General features: G+C 51.8%; 20 protein-coding genes and 1 other RNA gene. 10 read left to right on the top strand and 11 right to left on the bottom strand.

All coding sequences use genetic code 11. The annotated features are described in order from the left end of the window. Positions 1–181 precede the first annotated feature (181 nt). The 5 genes from QMG44_RS17925 to smpB form a co-directional block, all read right to left on the bottom strand. Entirely contained in the window at positions 182–1,222 is a 1,041-nt protein-coding gene (locus QMG44_RS17925) for a putative phage abortive infection protein (protein WP_281853214.1), read from the bottom strand. An 863-nt stretch (positions 1,223–2,085) separates the two neighbouring features. Next, positions 2,086–5,721: an ATP-binding protein gene (locus QMG44_RS17920; protein WP_281853213.1), complete on the bottom strand. Its 3,636-nt coding sequence runs from the start codon at positions 5,719–5,721 to the stop codon at positions 2,086–2,088. A gap of 138 nt (positions 5,722–5,859) precedes the next feature. Continuing rightward, the gene (locus QMG44_RS17915; RefSeq protein WP_207167777.1) at positions 5,860–7,101 is read right to left on the bottom strand and encodes an integrase; all 1,242 of its coding nucleotides are present in this window, start codon (positions 7,099–7,101) and stop codon (positions 5,860–5,862) included. A gap of 204 nt (positions 7,102–7,305) precedes the next feature. Next, positions 7,306–7,669, bottom strand: a transfer-messenger RNA (tmRNA) gene (gene ssrA / locus QMG44_RS17910). A gap of 89 nt (positions 7,670–7,758) precedes the next feature. Next, positions 7,759–8,241 carry an SsrA-binding protein SmpB gene (gene smpB / locus QMG44_RS17905; RefSeq protein WP_008502505.1) on the bottom strand — a complete coding sequence of 161 codons (483 nt, stop codon included), beginning with the start codon at positions 8,239–8,241 and terminating at the stop codon, positions 7,759–7,761. Positions 8,242–8,397: 156 nt separating this feature from the next. Between smpB and QMG44_RS17900 the strand changes: the two genes are divergently transcribed. Then, complete coding sequence (locus QMG44_RS17900) at positions 8,398–8,835, top strand: type II toxin-antitoxin system RatA family toxin (RefSeq protein ID WP_024908332.1); 438 nt, start codon at positions 8,398–8,400, stop codon at positions 8,833–8,835. Beyond that, entirely contained in the window at positions 8,825–9,112 is a 288-nt protein-coding gene (locus QMG44_RS17895) for an RnfH family protein (protein ID WP_020883907.1), read from the top strand. The genes QMG44_RS17900 and QMG44_RS17895 overlap by 11 nt, the downstream gene beginning before the upstream one ends. A gap of 99 nt (positions 9,113–9,211) precedes the next feature. On the opposite strand, the gene bamE is transcribed toward QMG44_RS17895, so the two are convergent. The 3 genes from bamE to nadK form a co-directional block, all read right to left on the bottom strand. Further along, positions 9,212–9,550, bottom strand: coding sequence for an outer membrane protein assembly factor BamE (bamE, locus tag QMG44_RS17890; RefSeq protein ID WP_014171256.1), 339 nt, complete (start codon positions 9,548–9,550; stop codon positions 9,212–9,214). 138 nt (positions 9,551–9,688) lie between these two features. After that, positions 9,689–11,350 carry a DNA repair protein RecN gene (gene recN / locus QMG44_RS17885; RefSeq protein WP_086532202.1) on the bottom strand — a complete coding sequence of 554 codons (1,662 nt, stop codon included), beginning with the start codon at positions 11,348–11,350 and terminating at the stop codon, positions 9,689–9,691. Positions 11,351–11,435: 85 nt separating this feature from the next. Further along, complete coding sequence (gene nadK, locus QMG44_RS17880; RefSeq protein ID WP_020883909.1) at positions 11,436–12,314, bottom strand: NAD(+) kinase; 879 nt, start codon at positions 12,312–12,314, stop codon at positions 11,436–11,438. Positions 12,315–12,436: 122 nt separating this feature from the next. Here nadK and grpE point away from each other — a divergent pair, with 122 nt between their 5' ends. Beyond that, on the top strand, positions 12,437–13,030 hold the full coding sequence (gene grpE / locus QMG44_RS17875; RefSeq protein ID WP_020883911.1) for a nucleotide exchange factor GrpE: 594 nt from the start codon (positions 12,437–12,439) through the stop codon (positions 13,028–13,030). A 51-nt stretch (positions 13,031–13,081) separates the two neighbouring features. Here the strand turns inward: grpE and QMG44_RS17870 are convergent, their stop codons facing one another. Both QMG44_RS17870 and QMG44_RS17865 read right to left on the bottom strand, forming a co-directional pair. Further along, positions 13,082–14,368 (bottom strand): HlyC/CorC family transporter, encoded by a 1,287-nt coding sequence (locus QMG44_RS17870; protein ID WP_032670206.1) that lies wholly within the window; start codon positions 14,366–14,368, stop codon positions 13,082–13,084. 18 nt (positions 14,369–14,386) lie between these two features. Further along, a complete protein-coding gene (locus tag QMG44_RS17865; RefSeq protein ID WP_003863130.1) occupies positions 14,387–15,178 on the bottom strand; it encodes an inner membrane protein YpjD in 792 nt (263 codons plus the stop codon). A gap of 166 nt (positions 15,179–15,344) precedes the next feature. Here QMG44_RS17865 and ffh point away from each other — a divergent pair, with 166 nt between their 5' ends. The 7 genes from ffh (at position 15,345) to QMG44_RS17830 (ending at position 20,834) form a co-directional block, all read left to right on the top strand. Beyond that, positions 15,345–16,706 carry a signal recognition particle protein gene (ffh, locus tag QMG44_RS17860; RefSeq protein ID WP_014171250.1) on the top strand — a complete coding sequence of 454 codons (1,362 nt, stop codon included), beginning with the start codon at positions 15,345–15,347 and terminating at the stop codon, positions 16,704–16,706. Positions 16,707–16,896: 190 nt separating this feature from the next. After that, positions 16,897–17,145 carry a 30S ribosomal protein S16 gene (rpsP, locus tag QMG44_RS17855; RefSeq protein WP_014171249.1) on the top strand — a complete coding sequence of 83 codons (249 nt, stop codon included), beginning with the start codon at positions 16,897–16,899 and terminating at the stop codon, positions 17,143–17,145. A 15-nt stretch (positions 17,146–17,160) separates the two neighbouring features. Then, positions 17,161–17,700, top strand: coding sequence for a ribosome maturation factor RimM (gene rimM / locus QMG44_RS17850; protein ID WP_032670210.1), 540 nt, complete (start codon positions 17,161–17,163; stop codon positions 17,698–17,700). 31 nt (positions 17,701–17,731) lie between these two features. Then, positions 17,732–18,499 (top strand): tRNA (guanosine(37)-N1)-methyltransferase TrmD, encoded by a 768-nt coding sequence (gene trmD / locus QMG44_RS17845; protein ID WP_014171247.1) that lies wholly within the window; start codon positions 17,732–17,734, stop codon positions 18,497–18,499. Positions 18,500–18,542: 43 nt separating this feature from the next. After that, positions 18,543–18,890 (top strand): 50S ribosomal protein L19, encoded by a 348-nt coding sequence (gene rplS / locus QMG44_RS17840; protein ID WP_002914145.1) that lies wholly within the window; start codon positions 18,543–18,545, stop codon positions 18,888–18,890. 131 nt (positions 18,891–19,021) lie between these two features. Beyond that, a complete protein-coding gene (locus QMG44_RS17835) occupies positions 19,022–19,426 on the top strand; it encodes a DUF2946 domain-containing protein (RefSeq protein WP_281853212.1) in 405 nt (134 codons plus the stop codon). Between the two features lie 37 nt (positions 19,427–19,463). Then, positions 19,464–20,834: a PepSY domain-containing protein gene (locus QMG44_RS17830; protein WP_086532203.1), complete on the top strand. Its 1,371-nt coding sequence runs from the start codon at positions 19,464–19,466 to the stop codon at positions 20,832–20,834. A gap of 2 nt (positions 20,835–20,836) precedes the next feature. On the opposite strand, the gene QMG44_RS17825 is transcribed toward QMG44_RS17830, so the two are convergent. Then, positions 20,837–21,322, bottom strand: a complete 486-nt coding sequence (locus QMG44_RS17825) for an OmpA family protein (RefSeq protein WP_014171244.1) — start codon at positions 21,320–21,322, stop codon at positions 20,837–20,839. Positions 21,323–21,331 lie beyond the last annotated feature (9 nt).

Genomic DNA, 21,331 nt, shown 5'->3' with positions numbered 1-21,331 from the left:
TCAACCCAACCCATGTTGCGGAGCATTACATGGTAAAAAATCGAATAACATTATGATAAACGAGAAATTATCATGTTTAAAACTATCAAAAATTCCCATTAACTTCCTAGTGCAACTCATTGATTATCATAAAAATGATTTCAGTTTTAGGGAGAGTGTTCATGTTCTTCACATCTTTAAACTATGAATTCTGCATTATTTTTTTTGCACTTGAAAATATATACCCCAAATCATCTTTATACATTTCAGTCGATGGGTTGTAACATAAGTCACTTATGTACAATCCATTTAATATATCAAATTTTTCAATCAAATTAATAAAATCAGGGTTACAATAAGAACTTGATATATTAAAGTAAATTAAAGCGAGTTCATGGCGAGATAGTTGAGCCCTAAAAATCTTTGCATACTTACTTCCATTATTAGATTCATTTGAGTGAGAGAGAATATAATAAATGTTTCTGATATATGATCCAGATATATGCCCATACTCATCATAAAATATATCAAATGCTTTTCTTAAAATCTCAACCCTTTCCTTGCAACTCATTTTTCTTATTATAGTGCGTCCAGTTTCAACCAATACGGGATTTAAATCCTCAGATATAACTTGGCGTTTTAATGTTATGTCATTCAAAACTAGCTGTTTACTTTCAAATCTACTTAAATATTGTAAAAGCGTTATTTTTACTTCTTCGTTGGTAATGGTGTCATGTAGTCCGAATAATTTTTTTAGAAAATTAAAATACGTGAAATCTGGTAATTCATCCGGCTTGTCTACTATGCTATTTAATGCTACGCTAATGCAGTAATGATTATATTTTCCTCCATATTCCTCGCATAAATATTTAAATGCATCAGCTTTATCGGAGCGCTCTGAATATATTTTATCAACTTTGTTTGTATGGAAATTAAGAAGGTTGAAAAAAGTGCTCTCCTGACTTTGAATTTCAAACTGACTTTTTGTTAAACTAATGGATTTTAATAACCCGATAAAAGCCATAACACTAATTAAAGGGCCGGTAATGCCACCAAAATACGAACCAAACTCACCCCATTTCGTATGGTTATTAGATAGCCCAGAGTTAAATTCCCATAAATATAAAACTAACGAAAGGAATATAACAAAGCCAGCGCCATAGAAAAACAAATTCCACTTGTCTTTGTCATCAAACTCATTATTACATCCCTTACCCAACCCACTCTCTTTTTCCTTCGCCATTTTCATTACCACTGGTTACAAGTTTAAGTTTCTCACTAGGAATGGAATATCAGTAAACGTATTATTTAAAGTCACTTTAAATAATTACATGAATGTTCTCATTGTAATCTCACTCACATATTAAGGTGTAATGTCACTGTTTTCAAGTAAATTATATTAAGTAAACACTTACAGTGCATACAACTATTAGTAATCCAGCGAGGCAGATGTTCAAACCATCCCGAACCGACCAAAAACCTATAGAATTAGCTGATTATGGCCGTTTTTATGCCTGCTTTATGTATGTGATAAGTTTATTGGAACTACTGTGGAAATGCCGTCAAATTTTGCAACCAAGTCGTTTTCGAACACTATGATTTTGAATAACCTCAGTTTAGGGATTCATCAATAAGCACATACCCTAAATCACTTAAAAGTGTAACCCCCAAAGTTCGAATGACTGTATCTGGCACTAAACGGGCTAAAGCAGACAGATTTGATGAGATAAGGGTATAGATGAATTCTCCATACCCTTGAAGGATTACTTCCCAGTTGATTTGCTTGGTTTCAGTCCTGGGGTATTACCGGGTGTATCCTTATTATCACGTCTGCGTTGATCGGGTTTTCCTGTTGATTTTGCAATTGGTTTTGGACCAGGTTTAAGTCCCACAATCGTGCTCCTTGGCCTTGTCAGAGGTTATTCCTCAGTATGGATATAAGGGAAGCTGTAAGAATTATCAAGCTAGGATGGGCGGTGGGTAATGACTACTAGACTATTATGTGAGCAATGTCAGTGTTTGACATGTAGCGACCGGTCCGATACTGACGTAGGTTGCAGATTGTTCGCGATGAGCCCTCAACAATGAGGGCCACCTCGGAGATTGTCATCCTGATTGCGCCAATTGCCGATGCAGGACCTGCAGACTAGTTCCCGCCCCTGCCCATGCAGCAACCGAGCCGACCACATACAGGTTTTGCTTGGCGCGTGAGACGGCTACATTGATTATGTTTGGCGGGCTTGCCGCCCACTGACGCGCCTTTTGCTGACTCGCTTTCGGCGCACCCAGCAACAGGATGACCGTGTCCGCCTCTCGGCCCTGGAACGTGTGGATCGTGCCTACACGATCACGGCACCACTCATCCAACTTTACGCCGAACGTTCGCAGCAGGTCGGTTTCTCTGTCGAGACGCCGACGCATGTTCTGCTCTACGATCTTGAATGGTGTAATGATAAATACGTCTGGATTTGTAATGCCCGATGCTGCCAGCTCTTTTAGCATTCGTACAACCGCTTCGCCCTCATCGGGACACCACTTCGTCTCAGCATCGCCATTGATATCCACCCAGCGAGATCTCCCCAATGCCGAGCCGATAGATCCAGGTCTTTTAGGCCCGACAGCATGGACCATCTGCCCGGCATAGGCGATGGAGTTAGAAACATCGAACATTGGGTTCTGACAACGCCTGTGAACGAGGAGTGGCAGCCCGACTTCTCGATCACCTACGTCCATGACGAAGGTGGATTTGAAGCGTGATGCCTGATCAGCAAGGGTCTGCGTAGATGCTGCGGGGGCAGACCATTCGACTTGGTCAATGTCAAAGAACTTGCAGATTTCGGCGTTCAGCTTTTCAGGAAGTGAAACTACAGGTGGGATTTGCAACGGGTCACCTACCACGATGGAGCGCTTTGCCCGCATGATAGCTCCAACTGCTGCCTGAGGAACGGCCTGGCCCGCTTCATCTACAAGAAGCCAGCCAATGCTCTCTGGTGGCAGATCCCCGAACATCGTCCGAACAGAGGCGAATGTCGTGGACACGGTAGGCACAACCATGAAAAGGCTCGACCAAAGATCGGGGAGAAGTTCACGGTGAGCGGAAGACAGGAAGGCACCAGCCACCATGCCCGACATCAATAGCCCAAGGTTGTGTTGCAAGCGGCTGGCCGAAGCATCGATGAACGTTTTATGCACAGTCAGGGCAGCGGCGAATAGATCCTCCCGCAGGCGATGAACCTCATCGGGAAGCCATGGCGCAGTCAGGTGGATAGCCTCGTGCTCGCGCTCGAAGAATCTCTCATCAACGACCCTGTCTCCCATGCGGTTTCGTGCCTCTGCCTCGGTTGCTTTCAATTTCGAGACAGCCTGACACTTGCTGGAAATTTCCTGGTCGAGTTGCTGTAACTGGGACTCAGTATTGCTCCACTCAGCCCTTGCAAGCTCCAGGGCACCGTCTGTCTCCAGCGCCCGTAAGACTGATTGCTGCAAGGTCGCCGAGAGCATCTGCAGTGTCGATCTCCACGACTTCCAGGCCGCAGTCGCGAACAAACGGGAGAAGAAACCTGGACGGCCAGCAAGATGGCTGTCGAGCATGATCTTATCCTGCTCGATCTGCGATTTTGCCTTCTCATGCTCCCGTTGGCAGGATTCAGCAATCTGGTGTGCCACTTCGACGGCTTCATTCAGACTCGGTCGACGCTGTTCAGCCCTTTGAAGTTCGGTGATCGCTCCCTTGAGCGCCTGGATATCCCGTCGCATCTCTTCGATGCTGGCGATTTCGGCGTCTACCGTTTCCTTGAGTTTAAGAAATGCGGTTCGCGCTTTCAGCCAGGCCGCAGCAGCATCCGCTTCGTTGGTGCTGGGCCGCTCATTGACAACCACGCTGGGCATTAAGCGATCGATGATTTCGCCTGTTCGTTCGTCCTTGATCTCACGCATGACATTTATGCCGCGAGCTGCTTTCAGGTAGGTAAGGAAACCACCGTCTTCATTCCACCAGAAACCTTGCTGGAACGCGCCTCGGTTGCTGCTCTTGCCTAGAGCAGCGGCGATCAGCCCCCAGGTTTCGACTGGGGCGGAGGGGACGTCCCCCTCGGCCTCGGCCTCGGCTTCGAAATAGCCGACGCGTTTGGGGTTCGCAATCAGGTCGCTGATGGACCGGAAATAGGCGATTTGTTCATGACGACCATTGGCTTCCTTGAGAGGAAGCTCTTTACTGACGTTCTCGACCGCTTTGTTATTGGAGGACGCTACAACGATCTCATGGCCCTTTAAGGATGCATGTAACTTGTAGAAGTGCAGGAATGCATTGGAGCCGAATGCCAGCTTCTCGCCTGTTGTGGAAAAGGCATCCTGCGGTTTATTGAAGCCGCACATCGCCGTGGCCCGATCAAGAATGCACCCAACGACAATATCTCGCAGAAGAGTGGTCTTTCCGGTTCCCGGAGGCCCATTGACGCCGATGATACCTGGAGCATCATTCAGCTCAGCACGCGCCGCATTCACGGCAGCCTGTTGAAGCAGCACCAGTGGATGGCCGCCTTTCGAAGGCCAACGAGCCTGCGGCATGAGCGAGGGTGCGACGAATGGCTCAACTGCGGAAATGGGCGATAGCACGTCGATTTTCTGTTCAGGCCTGCCAATTCCCATGTAGCGGCGCAAACCGGCTCCGGCTTTGCCCGTCTCGAGCAATTTGGTTGCTTCACCGAGATCTTCAAGATAGAAGGAATTCAGTAACGAAGGTTCAGGCAGCGCCTTGGCCTTGAAATGATGAAACACCTTAATCGCGAATGTGGGCGGCTCAACCAAATGCTCAGGTACACTGAACTGCGATACAAGCCATTTATAAGCGTTATGAACAACATTCAGATCGATCGGTATGGGTTCTCCATCCTCGTTGTGGCGGCGAACTATTCGATCCAGATGCTCGATAATGCGCGGCTCAACATTTGGCCAATTCCCTAAGCTTCCAAGCTTCAGATCGAGAGCCGGCTTGAGTGCCCAGGCAAAACTGGAAACGGCAACGCCTTTTTCCTCAAGCACATAGCCTTCTTTGTCGATCAGGATCGAGCCGATGGCCGCTTTCTTACCGTCCGGGCGTGAACGCTCCTCATCCTCGCCAAAAACCTTGACCAGCTCGTCCGTCGCCTTGTCGAGAGCGATGGAGCCGAGGACGACCTCGAAATAAAGCTTATAACTGGGCTTGCTGCGGGCATTTGGTCCCCATGGAACACCTCGCTCCAATAGAGCAACCCTGGAGCGGTCGCCGGTTGCCATATCCTCTGGGCGTTTATAACATTGAGGCGACAGTGCTTCGAGGGCTGTCCATGCTGCCAGTATTGCTCGCGCATCATTCGCCTTATCTGACGGAAAGAAAGACGGGAGTGGACCTAGATCAAATTGGCCTTTGTCGAATTGCTCTCGCATGACAGTGTCTGGGATAGCCTTCGGTTGCAGTTGCTCTACAGCTGCAGGTGCACTGTGGGGCACAGCTTGAGAAAATTGTATGGACGCCGAATCGGGATTACATGTTGATGGGTTGGAAGCCGACATGGCGACCTCGCTGCGGTCGCTAAGTGCAGTTAGAGATTGCTCGATTTTAGACGTCAGCGTCCGCGCCCTGGCAGTGTTGCGAAAGGTCAGCTCGCTCAATAGCTGTTCAAGTTCACTAACATTGTTGCGGGACTGTTCGAAGATTGCTTCCAGATCGAAGATAGATTTTTGCGCATACTGCCGTGTCTTCATTTATTTCTGCGGCTCCATATCCCTTCAGTTAAGAGATATTATGCTAATTAGCTTGATTTCTAAAACTATTAGCTTTCGCTTGAAATATAAATTTTCATCTGGCCCACTACTAAAGTGGGAACTGTCATTAATTATCCGTCATCCCGCTAAACGCTCTCCCCTCATACCTCCCTCAATCATACTTCCGCGATCAGCAGCCATAACAAAATCAGCCCACCATTGCATCATCGGTCGCCGTTGCTCAAGGTAATCACTGCGGTTATAAGCGCGACGTACCTCATTTTTGTCTACATGAGCCAGTGCTGCTTCAATGACATCAGGCAGAAATCCTTCCTCATTGAGTGCCGTACTAGCGATAGAACGTAAACCGTGTGATACGAGCACGCCTCCTAAGCCAGCACGCTTGAGTGCAGCATTCACTGTCTGGCTGTTCATCGGCTGGGTAGGCTTAATGCGACTGGGAAAGATAAATTCTCGATTTCCACTTAACGGCTTCATCACCTCCAGTATCGCAATTGCTCCATCTGACAATGGAACAGTATGGTCGCGGTTCATTTTCATGCGTGCTGCAGGAATCTTCCATTCTCGTGCTTCTATGTCTACCTCTTCCCAGAGAGCTTCAGCCGCTTCGGCAGGGCGGGTAATAGTAAGAAGTTGCCACATGAACAGGCAGCGTGTGGAAAGGCTAATGCTGGCTGTTCGCATTGTCTGCATTAGTTGTGGTAGCTGATCCGGTCGAATGCTGGGCATATTTTTCTTCTGCGGTTTCTCGAATGCTTTACCGATATTAACGCTGGGAACAGCATCAATTAGCCCTGTGTTTTGGGCATAGATCATGACCTCATTAATGCGTTGGCACAGGCGACGAACGGTTTCCAATGCCCCTCTGGCCTGAACCGGTTGGACGGCCTGAACCAGTGTATGAGCTTTAATATCTGTAATGCTGACGTCGCCAATTGCAGGAAAAACATCTCTTTCAAGAGAGCGCCAGATATCTTCTGCGTAGTCCTCGGTCACACTGGCCTTCTTCACATTCCACCAACGTTCAGCCACGAGCTGGAAAGTATTGGTTTTGGCTTCCAGCGAACTGCGAAGTTGTTCTTGCCGATGCTCCTGTGGATCGATTTGTTTCGCGAGGAGTGAGCGAGACTCTGCCCGGTAGTTTCTGGCATCGGCAAGGGTAATTGATGGGTAGGGGCCGATGCTCTTCTTCGCGCGCTTCTTGGTGACAGGGCGAATATAGCGAAACTGCCAGATTTTACTCCCGCTGGATTTGATGAGTAGCTCAAGGCCATCACCATCATAGAGAACGTAGTCCGCTTCTTTGGGTTTGGCTGATTCGATTTCTTTAACGGATAGAGGTTTGGTTTGTCTTGCCATTGCCGGGTTTCCATAGTTTTAGGCACCTCAAAAACAATAAAGCTTTATGAGGTGCCTAACAAGGTGCCTAAAAGGTTCGGATTTAATTAGTTGGCATCAGACTTCGCGGGACAAATTGAGGGCACAAAAAAGCCCGCAGGGCTTGCACCGTGCGGGCTCTTAAGACTTCATCGGATGACTCTGGTAATCACCGATGGAGAATATTGGTGGAGCTGGCGGGAGTTGAACCCGCGTCCGAAATTTCTACATCCTCGGTACTACATGCTTAGTTTGTCTTTACATTCGCACGCCAGCTGCGAACAAACACGCTACTAACGTACTAGCCTGATTAGTTTTAACGCTTCAACCCCAGGCAGGGCTTCCACGCGATCTCTTTTGGGTTTGACCTCTCTTGAATCCCCGTCTTAAGAGCGGAAGCTAGGGAGAGAGGGCTCAGAGCAGGTTATTAAGCTGCTAAAGCGTAGTTTTCGTCGTTTGCGACTATTTTTTTGCGGCTTTTTACGAGGCAAACCGCCCCTCGGCATGCACCTTGGGTTTCGCAAATCCCGTCGAATCCAGAATCAGCCCCAATAGTGTTGAACTGAGTATACCAGATTTTAGATCCTGGATACCAGCCCGGAACGCTAACTTATTGAATAGTACAATAAGTGCGCAGAATCAACGTCCTGCGTTTTTCATAATACGTGCTTTGTCGAGCTGCCATTCGCGCTCTTTCAGATCGGTACGTTTGTCGTGCTGTTTTTTACCCTTCGCGACGCCAACTTTCACTTTGCACCAGGCATTTTTCCAGTACAGCGACAGGGCAACCACGGTGAAGCCTTCACGGTTAATGCGCCCATAAAGGGACTCCAGTTCGCGCTTGTTCAACAGCAGCTTACGGGTACGCGTTGGGTCACACACGTAGTGTGACGAGGCGACGGTCAGCGGCGTGAAGTTGGCACCGAACAGGAAGGCTTCGCCATCTTTCAGGATCACATAGCTATCACCGATGTTGGCTTTCCCGGCACGCAGCGATTTTACTTCCCAGCCCTGCAATGCAAGGCCAGCTTCGAATTCTTCTTCAATAAAATACTCGTGGCGAGCACGCTTGTTGAGCGCAATGGTCGCCGAGCCTGGTTTATGTGCTTTTTTCTTCGTCATAAGTATCGTAAAGCCATCGGTAATCTGATTTCAAAAAGTCACCTCATTGCGTCCTGTGAGGTCTAACGCGCTATATTAGCACGAGATGAGGCTTAGCGTTTTTTTAACAGGTGATAAATGTTATTATTTGTCGGTTGTGTGACCATGGGAAATGCTATGCCTCAGATTAGCCGTACTGCGCTTGTTCCATACAGCGCGGAACAAATGTATCAGTTAGTGAACGACGTTCAGTCTTATCCAGAATTTATTCCGGGATGTACCGGGAGCCGCGTGCTGGAGTCTGGCCCGACGCAGATGACGGCGGCGGTCGATGTCTCCAAAGCGGGGATCAGCAAGACGTTCACCACCCGCAATACGCTGACGAGCAATCAGAGTATTTTGATGCATCTGGTAGATGGTCCGTTTAAAACCCTGATGGGTGGCTGGAAGTTTACCCCCCTCAGCGCTGATGCCTGTCGCATCGAGTTCCAGCTGGACTTTGAGTTTACCAATAAACTGATTGAGCTGGCGTTTGGCCGCATCTTTAAAGAGCTGGCCTCGAATATGGTTCAGGCGTTCACGACCCGCGCCAAAGAGGTTTACAGTGTCGCATAAGATAGCTGTCGAGGTGGTGTATGCGCTGCCGGAGAAGCAATATCTGCAGCGTGTGATGCTGGACGAAGGTGCGACCGTTGAGGCGGCTATTCGCGCTTCTGGCATCCTTGAGCTTCGTCGTGACATCGACCTGGCGAAAAATAAAGTCGGCATTTACAGCCGTCCGGTCAAACTGGCTGATGTGGTGAATGAGGGTGACAGGGTCGAAATTTATCGCCCGCTGATTGCCGACCCGAAAGAGCTGCGTCGTCAGCGTGCGGAGAAATCGGGTAAGTAGTTCGCTCTTCACCTTAAGCCTGATCTCAAAGGGGCGAGGGGGATGAAGGAAAACAAAAAAGGTGCTCATTGAGCACCTTTTTGCATCTCTGACACCTGATTATTTGGTCAGGGCAGGCTTGTTGTCGATGTTGGTCAACACACCGGCGCTGCTGAAGGTCAGCGTCAGGGTCTGCTGGGACGCGTCTTCATGGCCCGGCTGCTGACGGAATACATAGAACCAGGTGTTTGTGCCGAACGGATCGGACATCATTGGGGTTCCAAGTGCATAAGCGACCTGCTGTTGTGTCATCCCCACACGGATTTTGGACACATCGTTAGGGGTAAGGTAGTTCCCCTGGTTGATATCAGGACGGTAAACCACTTTCTCCAGAGTGGAACAGCCTGCGGTCAACATCAGAAGAACCGCTGCGGCAGCGGTCAGCATTTTACAACGCATAGTGATTTGATTCCTTTTCGGGCCCGAGCAGAACGCGGCTCATATGTTATATGCCGATGATAATAGACCTTGCCCCACTTTGAAACCGGTCTGGCGGCGTTTTTGTTGTTCTCTATGACCCTGAGATCCCGAAAAAGTTTATGCCGCCAGCAGTTCTTTCGCGTTCGCGAGCGTATTTCGCGTGACTTCACTGCCGCCCAGCAGGCGTGCCAGCTCCTGCAGACGTGCGCGTTTATCCAGTGGCTTCATGTGCGTTTCCGTCATTTCACCGTCAGTTTCTTTGCTGACGATAAAGTGATGATGGCCACACCCGGCCACCTGCGGCAGGTGGGTAACACACATGACCTGCGTTGATTCACCCAACTGGCGCAACAGTTTGCCGACGACTGCCGCTGTTGGGCCGCTGATCCCCACATCCACTTCATCGAAAATCAGCGCCGGGGTTTCCATTTTACGTGCGGTAATCACCTGAATCGCCAGCGCGATACGCGACAGTTCACCGCCGGAAGCCACTTTAGAGATGGGCTGCAACGGCTGCCCCGGGTTGGTGGTGACGCGGAATTCGATACGGTCCGCACCTTCCGCCGTCAGATGGTTCTCTTCGAAACGGACATCGATGGTGAATACGCCGTGCGGCATCGCCAGCGTGTGCATGCTGTCGGTGATGTGCTGGCTCAGTTCCTGGGCGTAATGTTGACGGATCTCATGCAGCTGTTTCGCCGTCGTCAGCGCCTGTTCATGGTGCAGGTTCACCGCCAGTGACAGGGTTTCCAGCGAGTCAGCCTGATCGTCAAGCTGCTGTTGTTCATCAACCAGAGACTGATAGTAGCCAGGCAGCTCCTCTGGCGTAACGTGGTGCTTACGCGCCAGCGAGATCTGACGGGAGATGCGTTGCTCCAGTTCAAACAGACGGTTCGGGTCGAGATCCAGACGTTCACAGTAGTGGCGCAGTTCGTCACTGGCTTCTGAAATCTGAATCGCGGCCTCTTCCAGCATATCCAGTACGCCAGAGAGTTTGCTGTCCATGCCGGCCAGCTCGGTGATGAGCTGACGAACATTATACAGCTGGCTCTGCAGGTTCACGTCTTCACCGTCAGCCAGCATGTTAAGGGCATTCTGGCTGGTTGAGAGCAGGTGACCGCTGTTAGCCAGGCGCTTGTACTCTTCGTCGATAAGCTCAAATTCACCCGCCTGCGGGCTAAATTCGTTGAGTTCTTTAAGCTGGTATTCCAGAAGCTCAGCGCGGGCGGCACGCTCCTGGCTTTGCTGCTGGTGCTGGGCAAGCTCACGGCAGCTTTGATGCCACTGGCGATAGTGCTCCGCCATGCGCTGAGTAAGTGCGTACTCACCAGTATAGCCATCAAGCAGCGCTTTCTGCTGCTCCGGTTTAATGAGTTGCTGGTGCGCGTGCTGGCCGTGGATCTGAATGAGTAACTGGCCGAGCTCGCGAAGCTGGGAAAGCGGGACTGCAGTGCCGTTGATAAAGCCGCGGGAACGACCATCGCTGCTGATAACGCGACGAAGTAAACACTCACGTCCGTCTTCCAGCTGGTTCTCTTCGAGCCAGCGCAGGGCGGCAGGGGTATCTTTCAGGGAGAAGCGAGCGCAGAGATCGGCACGGTTTGCGCCCATGCGCACCATGTCACCTTCTGCACGGCCGCCGAGGCACAAGCCGAGGGCATCTATGGCAATGGATTTACCCGCACCGGTTTCCCCGGTGATCGCCGTCATGCCGCTGTGGAAATCGATCTCAAGCTCACGAACTATGGCAAAGTTGCTGATGGTCAGTTGTGCCAGCATAATTGTTTTCCTGTATGAAAAACCATGACTGTGTTTTCATACAGTATAAACTGGTTTTATATACAGTAAAGTACTGGATGCAAAATCAGAACAATTTTTTTGACCAGCCAAGCTTCGAGCTTAATGTATTGAAATAGCTGTAATCTTTCGGATGAATAAGATTCAGGTGGTAATCACACCGACGAATGAGAACATCTTCACCTTCCTGAATAGGCAGCGCAATCTGGCTGTCGCAGCTGATCTCCAGATCGTTACGGCGGTGCGAGAAACGCAGACGAATGGTGCTGCTGCTGTTGATCACCAGCGGACGCGCCGAGAGCGTGTGCGGGAACATCGGTACCAGGGTGATGGCATCCAGTGAAGGGGTGAGGATCGGGCCACCCGCAGAGAGCGAGTAGGCAGTCGACCCTGTCGGCGTGGAGATAATCAGCCCGTCAGAACGCTGCGAGAAGGCGAAGATTTCGTCGATATAGACTTCGAACTCAATCATGTGCGCCACTTTGCCGGGGTGGAGCACCACTTCATTAATCGCGGTGCTGATGCGCTTCTGGCAGTCCTGCTGACACACCTGCGCTTCCAGCAAAAAGCGTTTTTCGCTGATATAATGACCTTCCAGCACGTCGGCCAGCTGCTGCTGGGCGTTGTCCGGATCGAGGTCGGTCAGAAAGCCGAGATTGCCGCGGTTGATACCAATGACCTTGATGTCATAACGTGCGAGCGTTCGGGCCGCGCCGAGCATATTGCCGTCGCCACCGACCACCACGGCGAGATCCGCCTGCTGGCCAATTTCCGCCAGCGTGCCGGTTTTGACGCTCTTCAGCTGCAGCTCCTGAGCAATCTGCTGCTCGACCATCACTTCATAGCCTTTGCTACACAGCCAGCGATACAACATTTCATGTGTCGTCAATGCGGTAGGGTGACGCGGATGCCCGACGATCCCAATACACCTGAAATGATTATTCATTTTCTGGAGGTCCTTGTGCCTGATGAATGATGACAATCTGTCTTGTTCCCTTGAATCCCGGAAACTGATCCCCATAATAAGCGAAGTTAGCGATATGAATGCAGAAAAACGCGGAGAAATTCATGAGTAGTAAAGAACAGAAAACGCCTGAGGGGCAAGCCCCTGAAGAAATTATCACGGAACAGCACGATGATGTTGAGGCTGTAGAGCCGGACGCATCTGCTGAGCAGGTGGACCCGCGCGATGAAAAAATTGCGAATCTGGAAGCTCAGCTGGTAGAAGCACAGAATCGCGAACGCGACAGTGTTCTGCGCATCAAGGCGGAAATGGAAAACCTGCGCCGTCGTACCGAGCAGGACGTTGAGAAGGCGCATAAATTTGCGCTGGAGAAATTCATCAACGAACTGCTGCCGGTGATTGATAGCCTGGATCGCGCACTGGAAGTGGCTGATAAAGCTAACCCGGACAACACCGCGATGATCGAAGGTATCGAACTGACGCTGAAATCCATGCTGGATGTGGTACGTAAGTTTGGCGTGGAAGTGGTTGGCGATACCAACGTTCCGCTGGATCCAAACGTGCACCAGGCGATTGCGATGGTGGAATCAGAAGACGTTGAAGCCGGTAAAGTGCTTGGCGTGATGCAGAAAGGTTATACCCTGAACGGTCGTACCATTCGTGCTGCAATGGTTACCGTGGCGAAAGCGAAAGCGTAATTTGCCATCTGTAGTGCCGGGTGGCGGCTTGCGCCGTACCCGGCCTACTCTCTACTCAGCAATACTTTCCCGAATCGGTTTTACCGGCAGGACTTTCACCTGCTTAATCATATTGTCCTGCACGTCCAGGATATCAATATCGTATTGCTCAATGCGCACCCGCGTGCCCGCCGCCGGGATCTCTTCCAGTGCTTCCAGAATCATCCCGTTTATGGTGCGCGCTTCATCTTCCGGTAAATGCCAGTTAAAGGCTTTATTGAGCTCGCGAATGTTCGCGCTACCGTCGATCAGCACCGAGCCGTCGTTTTGCGGGGTGACTTCTTCCGCAAGGGAAGGGGACATTGAGGTGGTAAAGTCCCCGACAATCTCTTCCAGAATATCTTCAACCGTCACCAGGCCCTGAATATCGCCGTACTCATTGACCACCAGGCCGACCTTCTTCTTGTTACGCTGGAACTTCACCAGTTGGGTGCTGAGCGGCGTTCCTTCCGGCACGTAATAAATTTCGTCGGCGGCGCGGAGCATCACCTCTTTGGTGAACTCTTTTTTCTCGGTCATCAGACGATAAGCTTCGCGCACGCGCAGCATGCTGATGGCATCGTCCAGAGAGTCGCGGTACAGCACGATACGACCGTGCGGGGAGTGGGTCAGCTGGCGGACGATGGCTTTCCAGTCGTCATTGATATCAATGCCGACGATCTCGTTACGCGGCACCATGATGTCGTTAACGCTGACCTTTTCCAGATCCAGTACCGACAGCAGCATGTCCTGATTACGCCGGGAGATCTGCGAGCGCGATTCATGCACGATGGTGCGCAGCTCTTCTTTGCTGAGCGCGCTGCTGATGGTGACGTCTGCTTTGATACCGATCATCCGCATCAGAACACGCGTCACCATGTTCAGTAACCAGACCAGCGGCATCATCAGGATCAGCAGCGGTGCCAGCAGGAAGCTGCTGGGGTAGGCCACTTTTTCCGGGTAGAGCGCGGCGATGGTTTTAGGCAGCACTTCTGCAAACACCAGCACCACAAAGGTCAGCACGCCGGTGGCAATGGCGACGCCGGCGTTGCCGTACAGGCGCATCCCGACGATGGTACCGAGTGCAGAGGCAAGAATGTTGACGAGGTTGTTACCGATGAGTACCAGACTGATCAGACGATCCGGTTGACGCAGCAGTTTTTCGACGCGACGGGCGGCACGGTTACCCTGCTTAGCACGATGACGTAACCGGTAGCGGTTTAAGGTCATCATGCCGGTTTCCGAGCCGGAGAAATAGGCGGAGATGACCACCATGACGATCAGCGTAATGATCAGCGTGGTGGTAGAGATGTGTTCCAGGGGGAACTCCTTTGTTACTTAGCCAGCAAATTGCTGTATGAAGCGGCTGCCAAAATAGGCAAGGGTGAGAATGCCCGCGCCCGCGACGTTGAACCAGACCACGCGACGACCGCGCCAGCCTTCATGATAATGGCCCCATAACAGGACAATATAGACAAACCACGCGATGATGGAGAGGACCGCTTTATCGATATTCTCCACGCTGAACAGGTTTTTCATATAAAACAGGCCCGTGCACAGCGTTAACGTCAGCAGCACGACACCGACCTGCGTGATGTGGAACATCTTACGCTCAATCACCATCAGCGGCGGCATCTCATGGTTAAAGGCCAGCTTTTTGTTTTTCAGCTGGTAGTCAATCCAGGCGAGCTGCATGGCATAGAGCGCGGCGATAATGAGCGTTGCATAAGCGAAGAGTGACAGGCCGATATGCACCAGCATTCCCGGCGTCGCTTCCAGATGCGTAATAAACTCATTGGGCATAAACGTGGCCAGGGCCAGGTTGATTAGCGCGAAGGCATACACAATCGGCAGTAGCAGCCAGCCACGGTTTTTAGAGGCGACAATGGTCATCACCGTACAAATCATCAGGCTGACCAGCGAGCCGACGTTGAGCACGCTCAGGTTCTGTACGCTGCCATCGCCGGGGATAATGCGCGATTCCAGCGCGAACGCATGGCTTATCAGTGCGATCACCGCCGAAAGAATAGCCATGCGTCGCCAGCCGCTGTTTTTTTGCAGCAGTCCAGGAATGATCAGCGCGAGGCTGACGGAGTAGGCAACAAGGGCGATCAGTGCGAAAACAGGCATATAGGCATCGACAGTTGTCTTAATAAGAAAGAGAAGCAGTATAACGTTACGTGACGCCTGCTCCAACCGTTGCATAACAACAAAGCCGCCTTCATGTTATACTCCGGCAAAATTCTGTGTATGTGTCGCTGCCAGCGACCCAACGTTTCTACTCAGGCGAGAGACAATGTTTGATAATTTAACCGATCGTTTGTCGCGCACGCTGCGCAACATCAGCGGCCGCGGACGCCTTACCGAAGACAACATCAAGGAAACGCTGCGCGAAGTGCGCATGGCGCTGCTGGAAGCAGACGTCGCGTTGCCGGTTGTTCGTGATTTTATCAACCGCGTTAAAGAGAAGGCGGTTGGTCATGAAGTTAACAAGAGCCTGACCCCGGGTCAGGAGTTCGTCAAAATCGTCCGTAACGAACTGGTTTCGGCGATGGGCGAAGAGAACCAGGTGCTTAACCTGGCGGCACAGCCACCGGCCGTCGTGCTGATGGCGGGCCTGCAGGGTGCGGGTAAAACCACCAGTGTGGGTAAGCTGGGTAAATTCCTGCGTGAAAAGCACAAGAAAAAAGTGCTGGTCGTTTCTGCGGACGTCTATCGCCCGGCGGCGATTAAACAGCTGGAAACCCTGGCGCAGCAGGTCAGCGTGGATTTCTTCCCGTCTGACGTTGCCCAGAAGCCTGTCGACATCGTTAACGCGGCGCTGAAAGAGGCGAAGCTGAAATTCTACGACGTGCTGCTGGTGGATACCGCCGGTCGTCTGCACGTTGACGAAGCGATGATGGATGAGATCAAACAGGTGCATGCCGCTATCAATCCGGTAGAGACCCTGTTTGTTGTTGACGCCATGACCGGTCAGGATGCGGCGAACACCGCGAAAGCGTTTAACGAAGCGCTGCCGTTAACCGGCGTAGTGCTGACCAAAGTGGACGGTGACGCCCGCGGCGGTGCGGCGCTTTCGATTCGTCATATCACCGGCAAGCCGATTAAATTCCTCGGTGTGGGTGAGAAAACCGAAGCGCTGGAGCCATTCCACCCAGACCGTATCGCCTCCCGTATCCTCGGCATGGGCGACGTGCTGTCGCTTATCGAAGATATCGAGAGCAAGGTTGACCGCGCCCAGGCTGAGAAGCTGGCCAGCAAGCTGAAAAAAGGCGACGGCTTTGACCTGACCGATTTCCTTGAGCAGCTGCGTCAGATGAAAAACATGGGCGGCATGGCAAGCCTGATGGGCAAACTGCCGGGCATGGGCCAGATCCCTGACAACGTAAAAGCGCAGATGGATGACAAGGTGCTGGTGCGTATGGAGGCGATCATCAACTCGATGACCCTCAAGGAACGTGCTAACCCGGACATCATCAAAGGGTCCCGCAAACGCCGTATCGCAGCCGGTTGCGGCATGCAGGTGCAGGACGTAAACCGCCTTCTGAAACAGTTCGACGACATGCAGCGCATGATGAAGAAAATGAAGAAAGGCGGCATGGCGAAGATGATGCGTGGCATGAAGGGCATGATGCCGCCAGGATTCCCTGGCCGTTAATCGCCTGGCTGTTGGCCATTTTAATGCCGGGGTGTGCCCGAAAAGCACACCCTGGCCGTGTTTTGCAGCAGAGTTTTAACTGCTGATTGCATTTTCCCCAGAAATCAGTAAAATTTTCGGGCTTTTAATATGACACCCGGGCTCCGTTCCTCGATGGGGCCCGGTTGTTTTATTCACACAAGAGGATGTTATGGTAACTATTCGTTTAGCACGTCACGGCGCTAAAAAGCGTCCGTTCTACCAGGTTGTTGTTACTGACAGCCGTAATGCACGCAACGGTCGCTTCATTGAGCGCGTTGGTTTCTTCAACCCGATCGCTTCTGGTTCTGAAGAAGAAACCCGTCTGGATCTGGATCGTATCGCTCACTGGGTTGGCCAGGGCGCTACTGTTTCCGATCGCGTTGCTACGCTGATCAAAGCAGCAAACAAAGCAGCTTAATCTGTCACGGTGGTCATGATGAGCAATAAAGCACCTGTTGAACCGATTGTATTGGGCAAAATGGGTTCTTGCTACGGTATTCGTGGTTGGCTCAGAGTGTTTTCCTCCACTGAAGACGCTGATAGCATTTTTAATTACCAGCCCTGGTTTATCCAGAAAGCCGGTAAGTGGGAAGAGGTCGAGCTGGAAAGCTGGCGTCACCACAATCAGGACATCATCATCAAGCTGAAAGGCATTGACGATCGTGATGCCGCGAATGCACTGACTAATTGTGAAATTATCGTGGATTCGTCGCAGTTGCCGCAGCTGGAAGAGGGCGACTACTACTGGAAAGACCTTATGGGTTGCCAGGTGGTCACCACTGAAGGTTATAGCCTGGGGAAAGTCATCGACATGATGGAAACCGGGTCAAATGACGTTCTCGTCATTAGGGCAAACCTGAAAGATGCATTTGGCATCAAGGAGCGGTTGGTTCCGTTCCTCGATGGACAGGTTATCAAGAAAGTCGATCTCGCTACTCAAACGATTGAAGTAGATTGGGATCCTGGTTTTTAAATTCTCCGGATAAACGGTAAAAGACGGCGCTATGTGGATTGGCATAATTAGCCTGTTTCCTGAAATGTTCCGCGCGATTACCGATTACGGGGTAACTGGCCGGGCAGTAAAGAATGGCCTGCTGAACATCCAGAGCTGGAGTCCTCGTGACTTTACGCATGACCGGCACCGTACCGTGGACGATCGTCCTTACGGCGGCGGACCGGGGATGTTAATGATGGTGCAACCCTTACGGGACGCCATTCATACAGCAAAAGCCGCGGCAGGTGAAGGCGCGAAGGTGATTTATCTGTCACCTCAGGGACGCAAGCTTGATCAAGCGGGCGTCAGCGAACTGGCGACGAATCAAAAATTGATTCTGGTCTGTGGTCGCTACGAAGGAATAGATGAGCGCGTAATTCAAACCGAGATTGACGAAGAATGGTCTATCGGCGATTACGTACTCAGCGGTGGTGAGTTACCAGCGATGACGCTGATTGACTCCGTTGCCCGGTTCATTCCGGGTGTACTGGGCCATGAAGCTTCGGCAACGGAAGATTCCTTTGCTGATGGGTTGCTGGACTGTCCACACTATACTCGTCCTGAAGTGTTAGAAGGGATGGAAGTACCGGCGGTGTTACTGTCAGGAAACCATGCTGAGATACGTCGCTGGCGTTTGAAGCAGTCGCTGGGCCGAACCTGGCTTAGAAGACCTGAACTTCTGGAAAACCTGGCTCTGACTGAAGAGCAAGCAAAGTTGCTGGCCGAGTTCAAAAAAGAACACGCGCAACAGCAGCATGAACATGATGGGAATGCGTAATACGCTCCCGAATATCAGTTTACCCAGGATAAGAGATTAAATTATGAGCAACATTATTAAGCAACTTGAACAAGAGCAGATGAAGCAGGACGTACCTTCCTTCCGTCCAGGTGACACCGTGGAAGTGAAAGTATGGGTTGTTGAAGGTTCCAAAAAACGTCTGCAGGCATTCGAGGGCGTGGTTATCGCTATTCGTAACCGCGGTCTGCACTCTGCATTCACTGTTCGTAAAATTTCCAACGGCGAAGGCGTTGAGCGTGTCTTCCAGACTCACTCTCCGGTAGTTGACAGCATTGCTGTTAAACGTCGTGGTGCTGTACGTAAAGCTAAACTGTACTACCTGCGTGAGCGTACTGGTAAGTCTGCTCGTATTAAAGAGCGTCTGAACTAAGATTCGCTTAAGCGACATCCTGTTAAAAAGGGCTGGCCGAAAGGCTGGCCCTTTTTTATTCCATCGCACCTCTCGCATTAACCCTTTCGTCATAAATCATTTACAATGCTGGCCTCTTAACGGGAGGGAAAGTGGATAACGTACTGCATCGGCATAACTGGAAACGCGCAGCGGCTTTGACCGCGCTGTTTGCGATCCTGCTGATCGTGGTTGCGCCGCTTATCTCCATCTCGCTGCAAAAAGATCCCATGAGCGCCATGCCGGGAATGCATCATGACATGAGCATGATGTCGATGGATGAACACCATGGCGATATGCCGCACTCGATGCCCGTAGACCATGCGGAAGCGTGTGGCTACTGTGTACTGTTAGCGCATGTACCGGGCGTGATGCTGGCGCTGATTGTACTGCTCAGTGTGGTACTGCAAAGGAGTCGCGTTACACCGCCGCAACCGCCGGTCAGCCACTGGCACTTTTTCCACTGGCTCTTTCCTGATACCCGCGCGCCGCCGCGGCAGTCTGCTTTTTCCCTTTAAAAAAAATCGATAACTTTTTGCCTTAAAAAGGAAAAGTATGACTACCTGCACTCCGCGCGCGGCATGGGGAAACCTGCTGCGTCGACTCCATTTCTATGTCGGGCTGTTTGTTGGCCCGTTTATCTTCTTCGCCGCGCTGACCGGTACGCTGTATGTGGCGACGCCGCAGCTGGAAAACACGCTCTACCGGCACGCGTTGCACACGGATTCGGTGGGAGAGGCACGGCCTCTGGCCGAGCAGATTGCCGTGGCGGAAAACGCCGTGGGTTCAGATCTGCGCCTGCATGCCGTTCGTCCGGGGCTGGTTGACGGTGATACTACCCGCGTGATGTTCGCTGACCCGGCGCTTGGCCCGTCGGAGAACCGCGCTATCTTTGTGGATCCCGTGAGCCTTGAGGTGCGGGGCGATATGACGGTGTACGGCACGAGTGGCATTCTGCCGTTGCGCCAGACCATCGATTATCTGCACACCTCGTTGATGCTTGGCGATGTCGGGCGGCTCTATAGCGAGCTGGCCGCCTCCTGGATGTGGGTTGCCGCGCTGGGGGGAATCGCCCTGTGGTTTTACACCCGACCAAAACGTCGGATGAACAACCGTTTCCAGAACCGCCGTCGTGTGCATGTGGCACTGGGCTGGGTGTTGCTGGGGGGAATGTTATTGTTCTCAGCGACAGGCCTGACGTGGTCTCAGTGGGCGGGCGGTAACGTGGATACACTGCGTGCCCGGATGAACTGGCTTACGCCGCAGGTCAATACTACGCTCTCCGGTGTGCCTGCCATCATGGACGAGCACGCTGAGCACCGGGGGCATCATAGCGGGATGATGATGCCCGCGATGGTGATGGATCCGACGCTTTTTGATGACGTCCTGCATGCCGCCCGCACGGCGGGTATAGATGCCAGCAAGCTCGAAATCCGCCCGGCGAAAACGGCTGAACAGGCCTGGACCGTGACGGAAATCGATCGCAGCTGGCCGACTCAGGTCGACGCGGTGTCGGTCGATCCGCACGCCATGCACATTCTGGACAGAACCCGGTTTGAAGATTTCCCCTTAATGGCAAAACTGACCCGCTGGGGCGTGGATTTCCACATGGGGATCTTGTTTGGGCTGGCCAATCAGCTGTTGCTGATCGCGTTCGGTATTGCCCTGTGCGTGCTGATCGTCTGGGGATACCGGATGTGGTGGATGCGTCGTCCGGCGCAATCGGCCGTGAACCCGGTTCAGACGCTCTGTCAGAGCTGGCTGGCGCTATCGGGATGGGGAAGAGCCGTCACGGCGATAGTGAGTGTCCTGCTGGGGCTGGCGATGCCGGTGATGGGTGTGAGTCTGGCCCTGTTTGTGCTGGTCGACTGGCTGCGCTGGCGAGCGGCAAGAGGCGTGTCGCTCGCAGAATCATCGGTTAAATAACCTTATGGCGTGCTGATCACCACCGCAACCCGGCGGTTTTCAGCGCGCCCTTTTGCAGTACTGTTGCTCGCAACAGGGTATTTTTTGCCTAACCCCTGCGTGGTGAGGTTGCTGCGCGGGATATTGGCTCCCTTCGCCCAGGCGTCGGCTACCGCATTTGCACGTTTCAATGACAGCGCTTCGTTGTAGCGCTCTTCGCCGTAGTTGTCCGTGTGACCGTCCATACGCGCGTGGTTCAGGCCGGTTGCCGCGAGGCGAGAGGCCATGGTCTTGATCTGCGTTTCACTTTCCGCACGCAGCCTGGCGTCATTTTTATCAAACAGGATGGTATCTGACAGGCCAAGAGACCAGTCGCCGTTCAGTTCGTTAAAACCGTAAGACTTCATCGCCGCAATTTGCTCAGGAGTGAACTTGCCTTGCGGCGGTGACTGGCAACCTGCCAGCACGACTGAGGCTAATAACAACGGCGCGAAGTATCGCTTTAACATATCGTTTCC

It is taken from the genome of Enterobacter sp. 200527-13 (genome assembly GCF_027924865.1).
GTDB lineage: Bacteria > Pseudomonadota > Gammaproteobacteria > Enterobacterales > Enterobacteriaceae > Enterobacter > Enterobacter ludwigii.
The sequence above is the reverse complement of the archived record's forward strand: the minus strand, read 5'-3'. Positions and strand labels throughout refer to the sequence as shown.

What these genes read in the sequence shown, in the direction of transcription:
- QMG44_RS17925 (WP_281853214.1), bottom strand. Translation starts at nt 1,222, where the DNA reads ATGGCGAAGGAAAAAGAGAGTGGGTTGGGTAAGGGATGTAATAATGAG.
- QMG44_RS17920 (WP_281853213.1), bottom strand. Translation starts at nt 5,721, where the DNA reads ATGAAGACACGGCAGTATGCGCAAAAATCTATCTTCGATCTGGAAGCA.
- QMG44_RS17915 (WP_207167777.1), bottom strand. Translation starts at nt 7,101, where the DNA reads ATGGCAAGACAAACCAAACCTCTATCCGTTAAAGAAATCGAATCAGCC.
- smpB (WP_008502505.1), bottom strand. Translation starts at nt 8,241, where the DNA reads ATGACGAAGAAAAAAGCACATAAACCAGGCTCGGCGACCATTGCGCTC.
- QMG44_RS17900 (WP_024908332.1), top strand. Translation starts at nt 8,398, where the DNA reads ATGCCTCAGATTAGCCGTACTGCGCTTGTTCCATACAGCGCGGAACAA.
- bamE (WP_014171256.1), bottom strand. Translation starts at nt 9,550, where the DNA reads ATGCGTTGTAAAATGCTGACCGCTGCCGCAGCGGTTCTTCTGATGTTG.
- recN (WP_086532202.1), bottom strand. Translation starts at nt 11,350, where the DNA reads ATGCTGGCACAACTGACCATCAGCAACTTTGCCATAGTTCGTGAGCTT.
- nadK (WP_020883909.1), bottom strand. Translation starts at nt 12,314, where the DNA reads ATGAATAATCATTTCAGGTGTATTGGGATCGTCGGGCATCCGCGTCAC.
- grpE (WP_020883911.1), top strand. Translation starts at nt 12,437, where the DNA reads ATGAGTAGTAAAGAACAGAAAACGCCTGAGGGGCAAGCCCCTGAAGAA.
- QMG44_RS17865 (WP_003863130.1), bottom strand. Translation starts at nt 15,178, where the DNA reads ATGCCTGTTTTCGCACTGATCGCCCTTGTTGCCTACTCCGTCAGCCTC.
- ffh (WP_014171250.1), top strand. Translation starts at nt 15,345, where the DNA reads ATGTTTGATAATTTAACCGATCGTTTGTCGCGCACGCTGCGCAACATC.
- rpsP (WP_014171249.1), top strand. Translation starts at nt 16,897, where the DNA reads ATGGTAACTATTCGTTTAGCACGTCACGGCGCTAAAAAGCGTCCGTTC.
- rimM (WP_032670210.1), top strand. Translation starts at nt 17,161, where the DNA reads ATGATGAGCAATAAAGCACCTGTTGAACCGATTGTATTGGGCAAAATG.
- trmD (WP_014171247.1), top strand. Translation starts at nt 17,732, where the DNA reads ATGTGGATTGGCATAATTAGCCTGTTTCCTGAAATGTTCCGCGCGATT.
- rplS (WP_002914145.1), top strand. Translation starts at nt 18,543, where the DNA reads ATGAGCAACATTATTAAGCAACTTGAACAAGAGCAGATGAAGCAGGAC.
- QMG44_RS17830 (WP_086532203.1), top strand. Translation starts at nt 19,464, where the DNA reads ATGACTACCTGCACTCCGCGCGCGGCATGGGGAAACCTGCTGCGTCGA.
- QMG44_RS17825 (WP_014171244.1), bottom strand. Translation starts at nt 21,322, where the DNA reads ATGTTAAAGCGATACTTCGCGCCGTTGTTATTAGCCTCAGTCGTGCTG.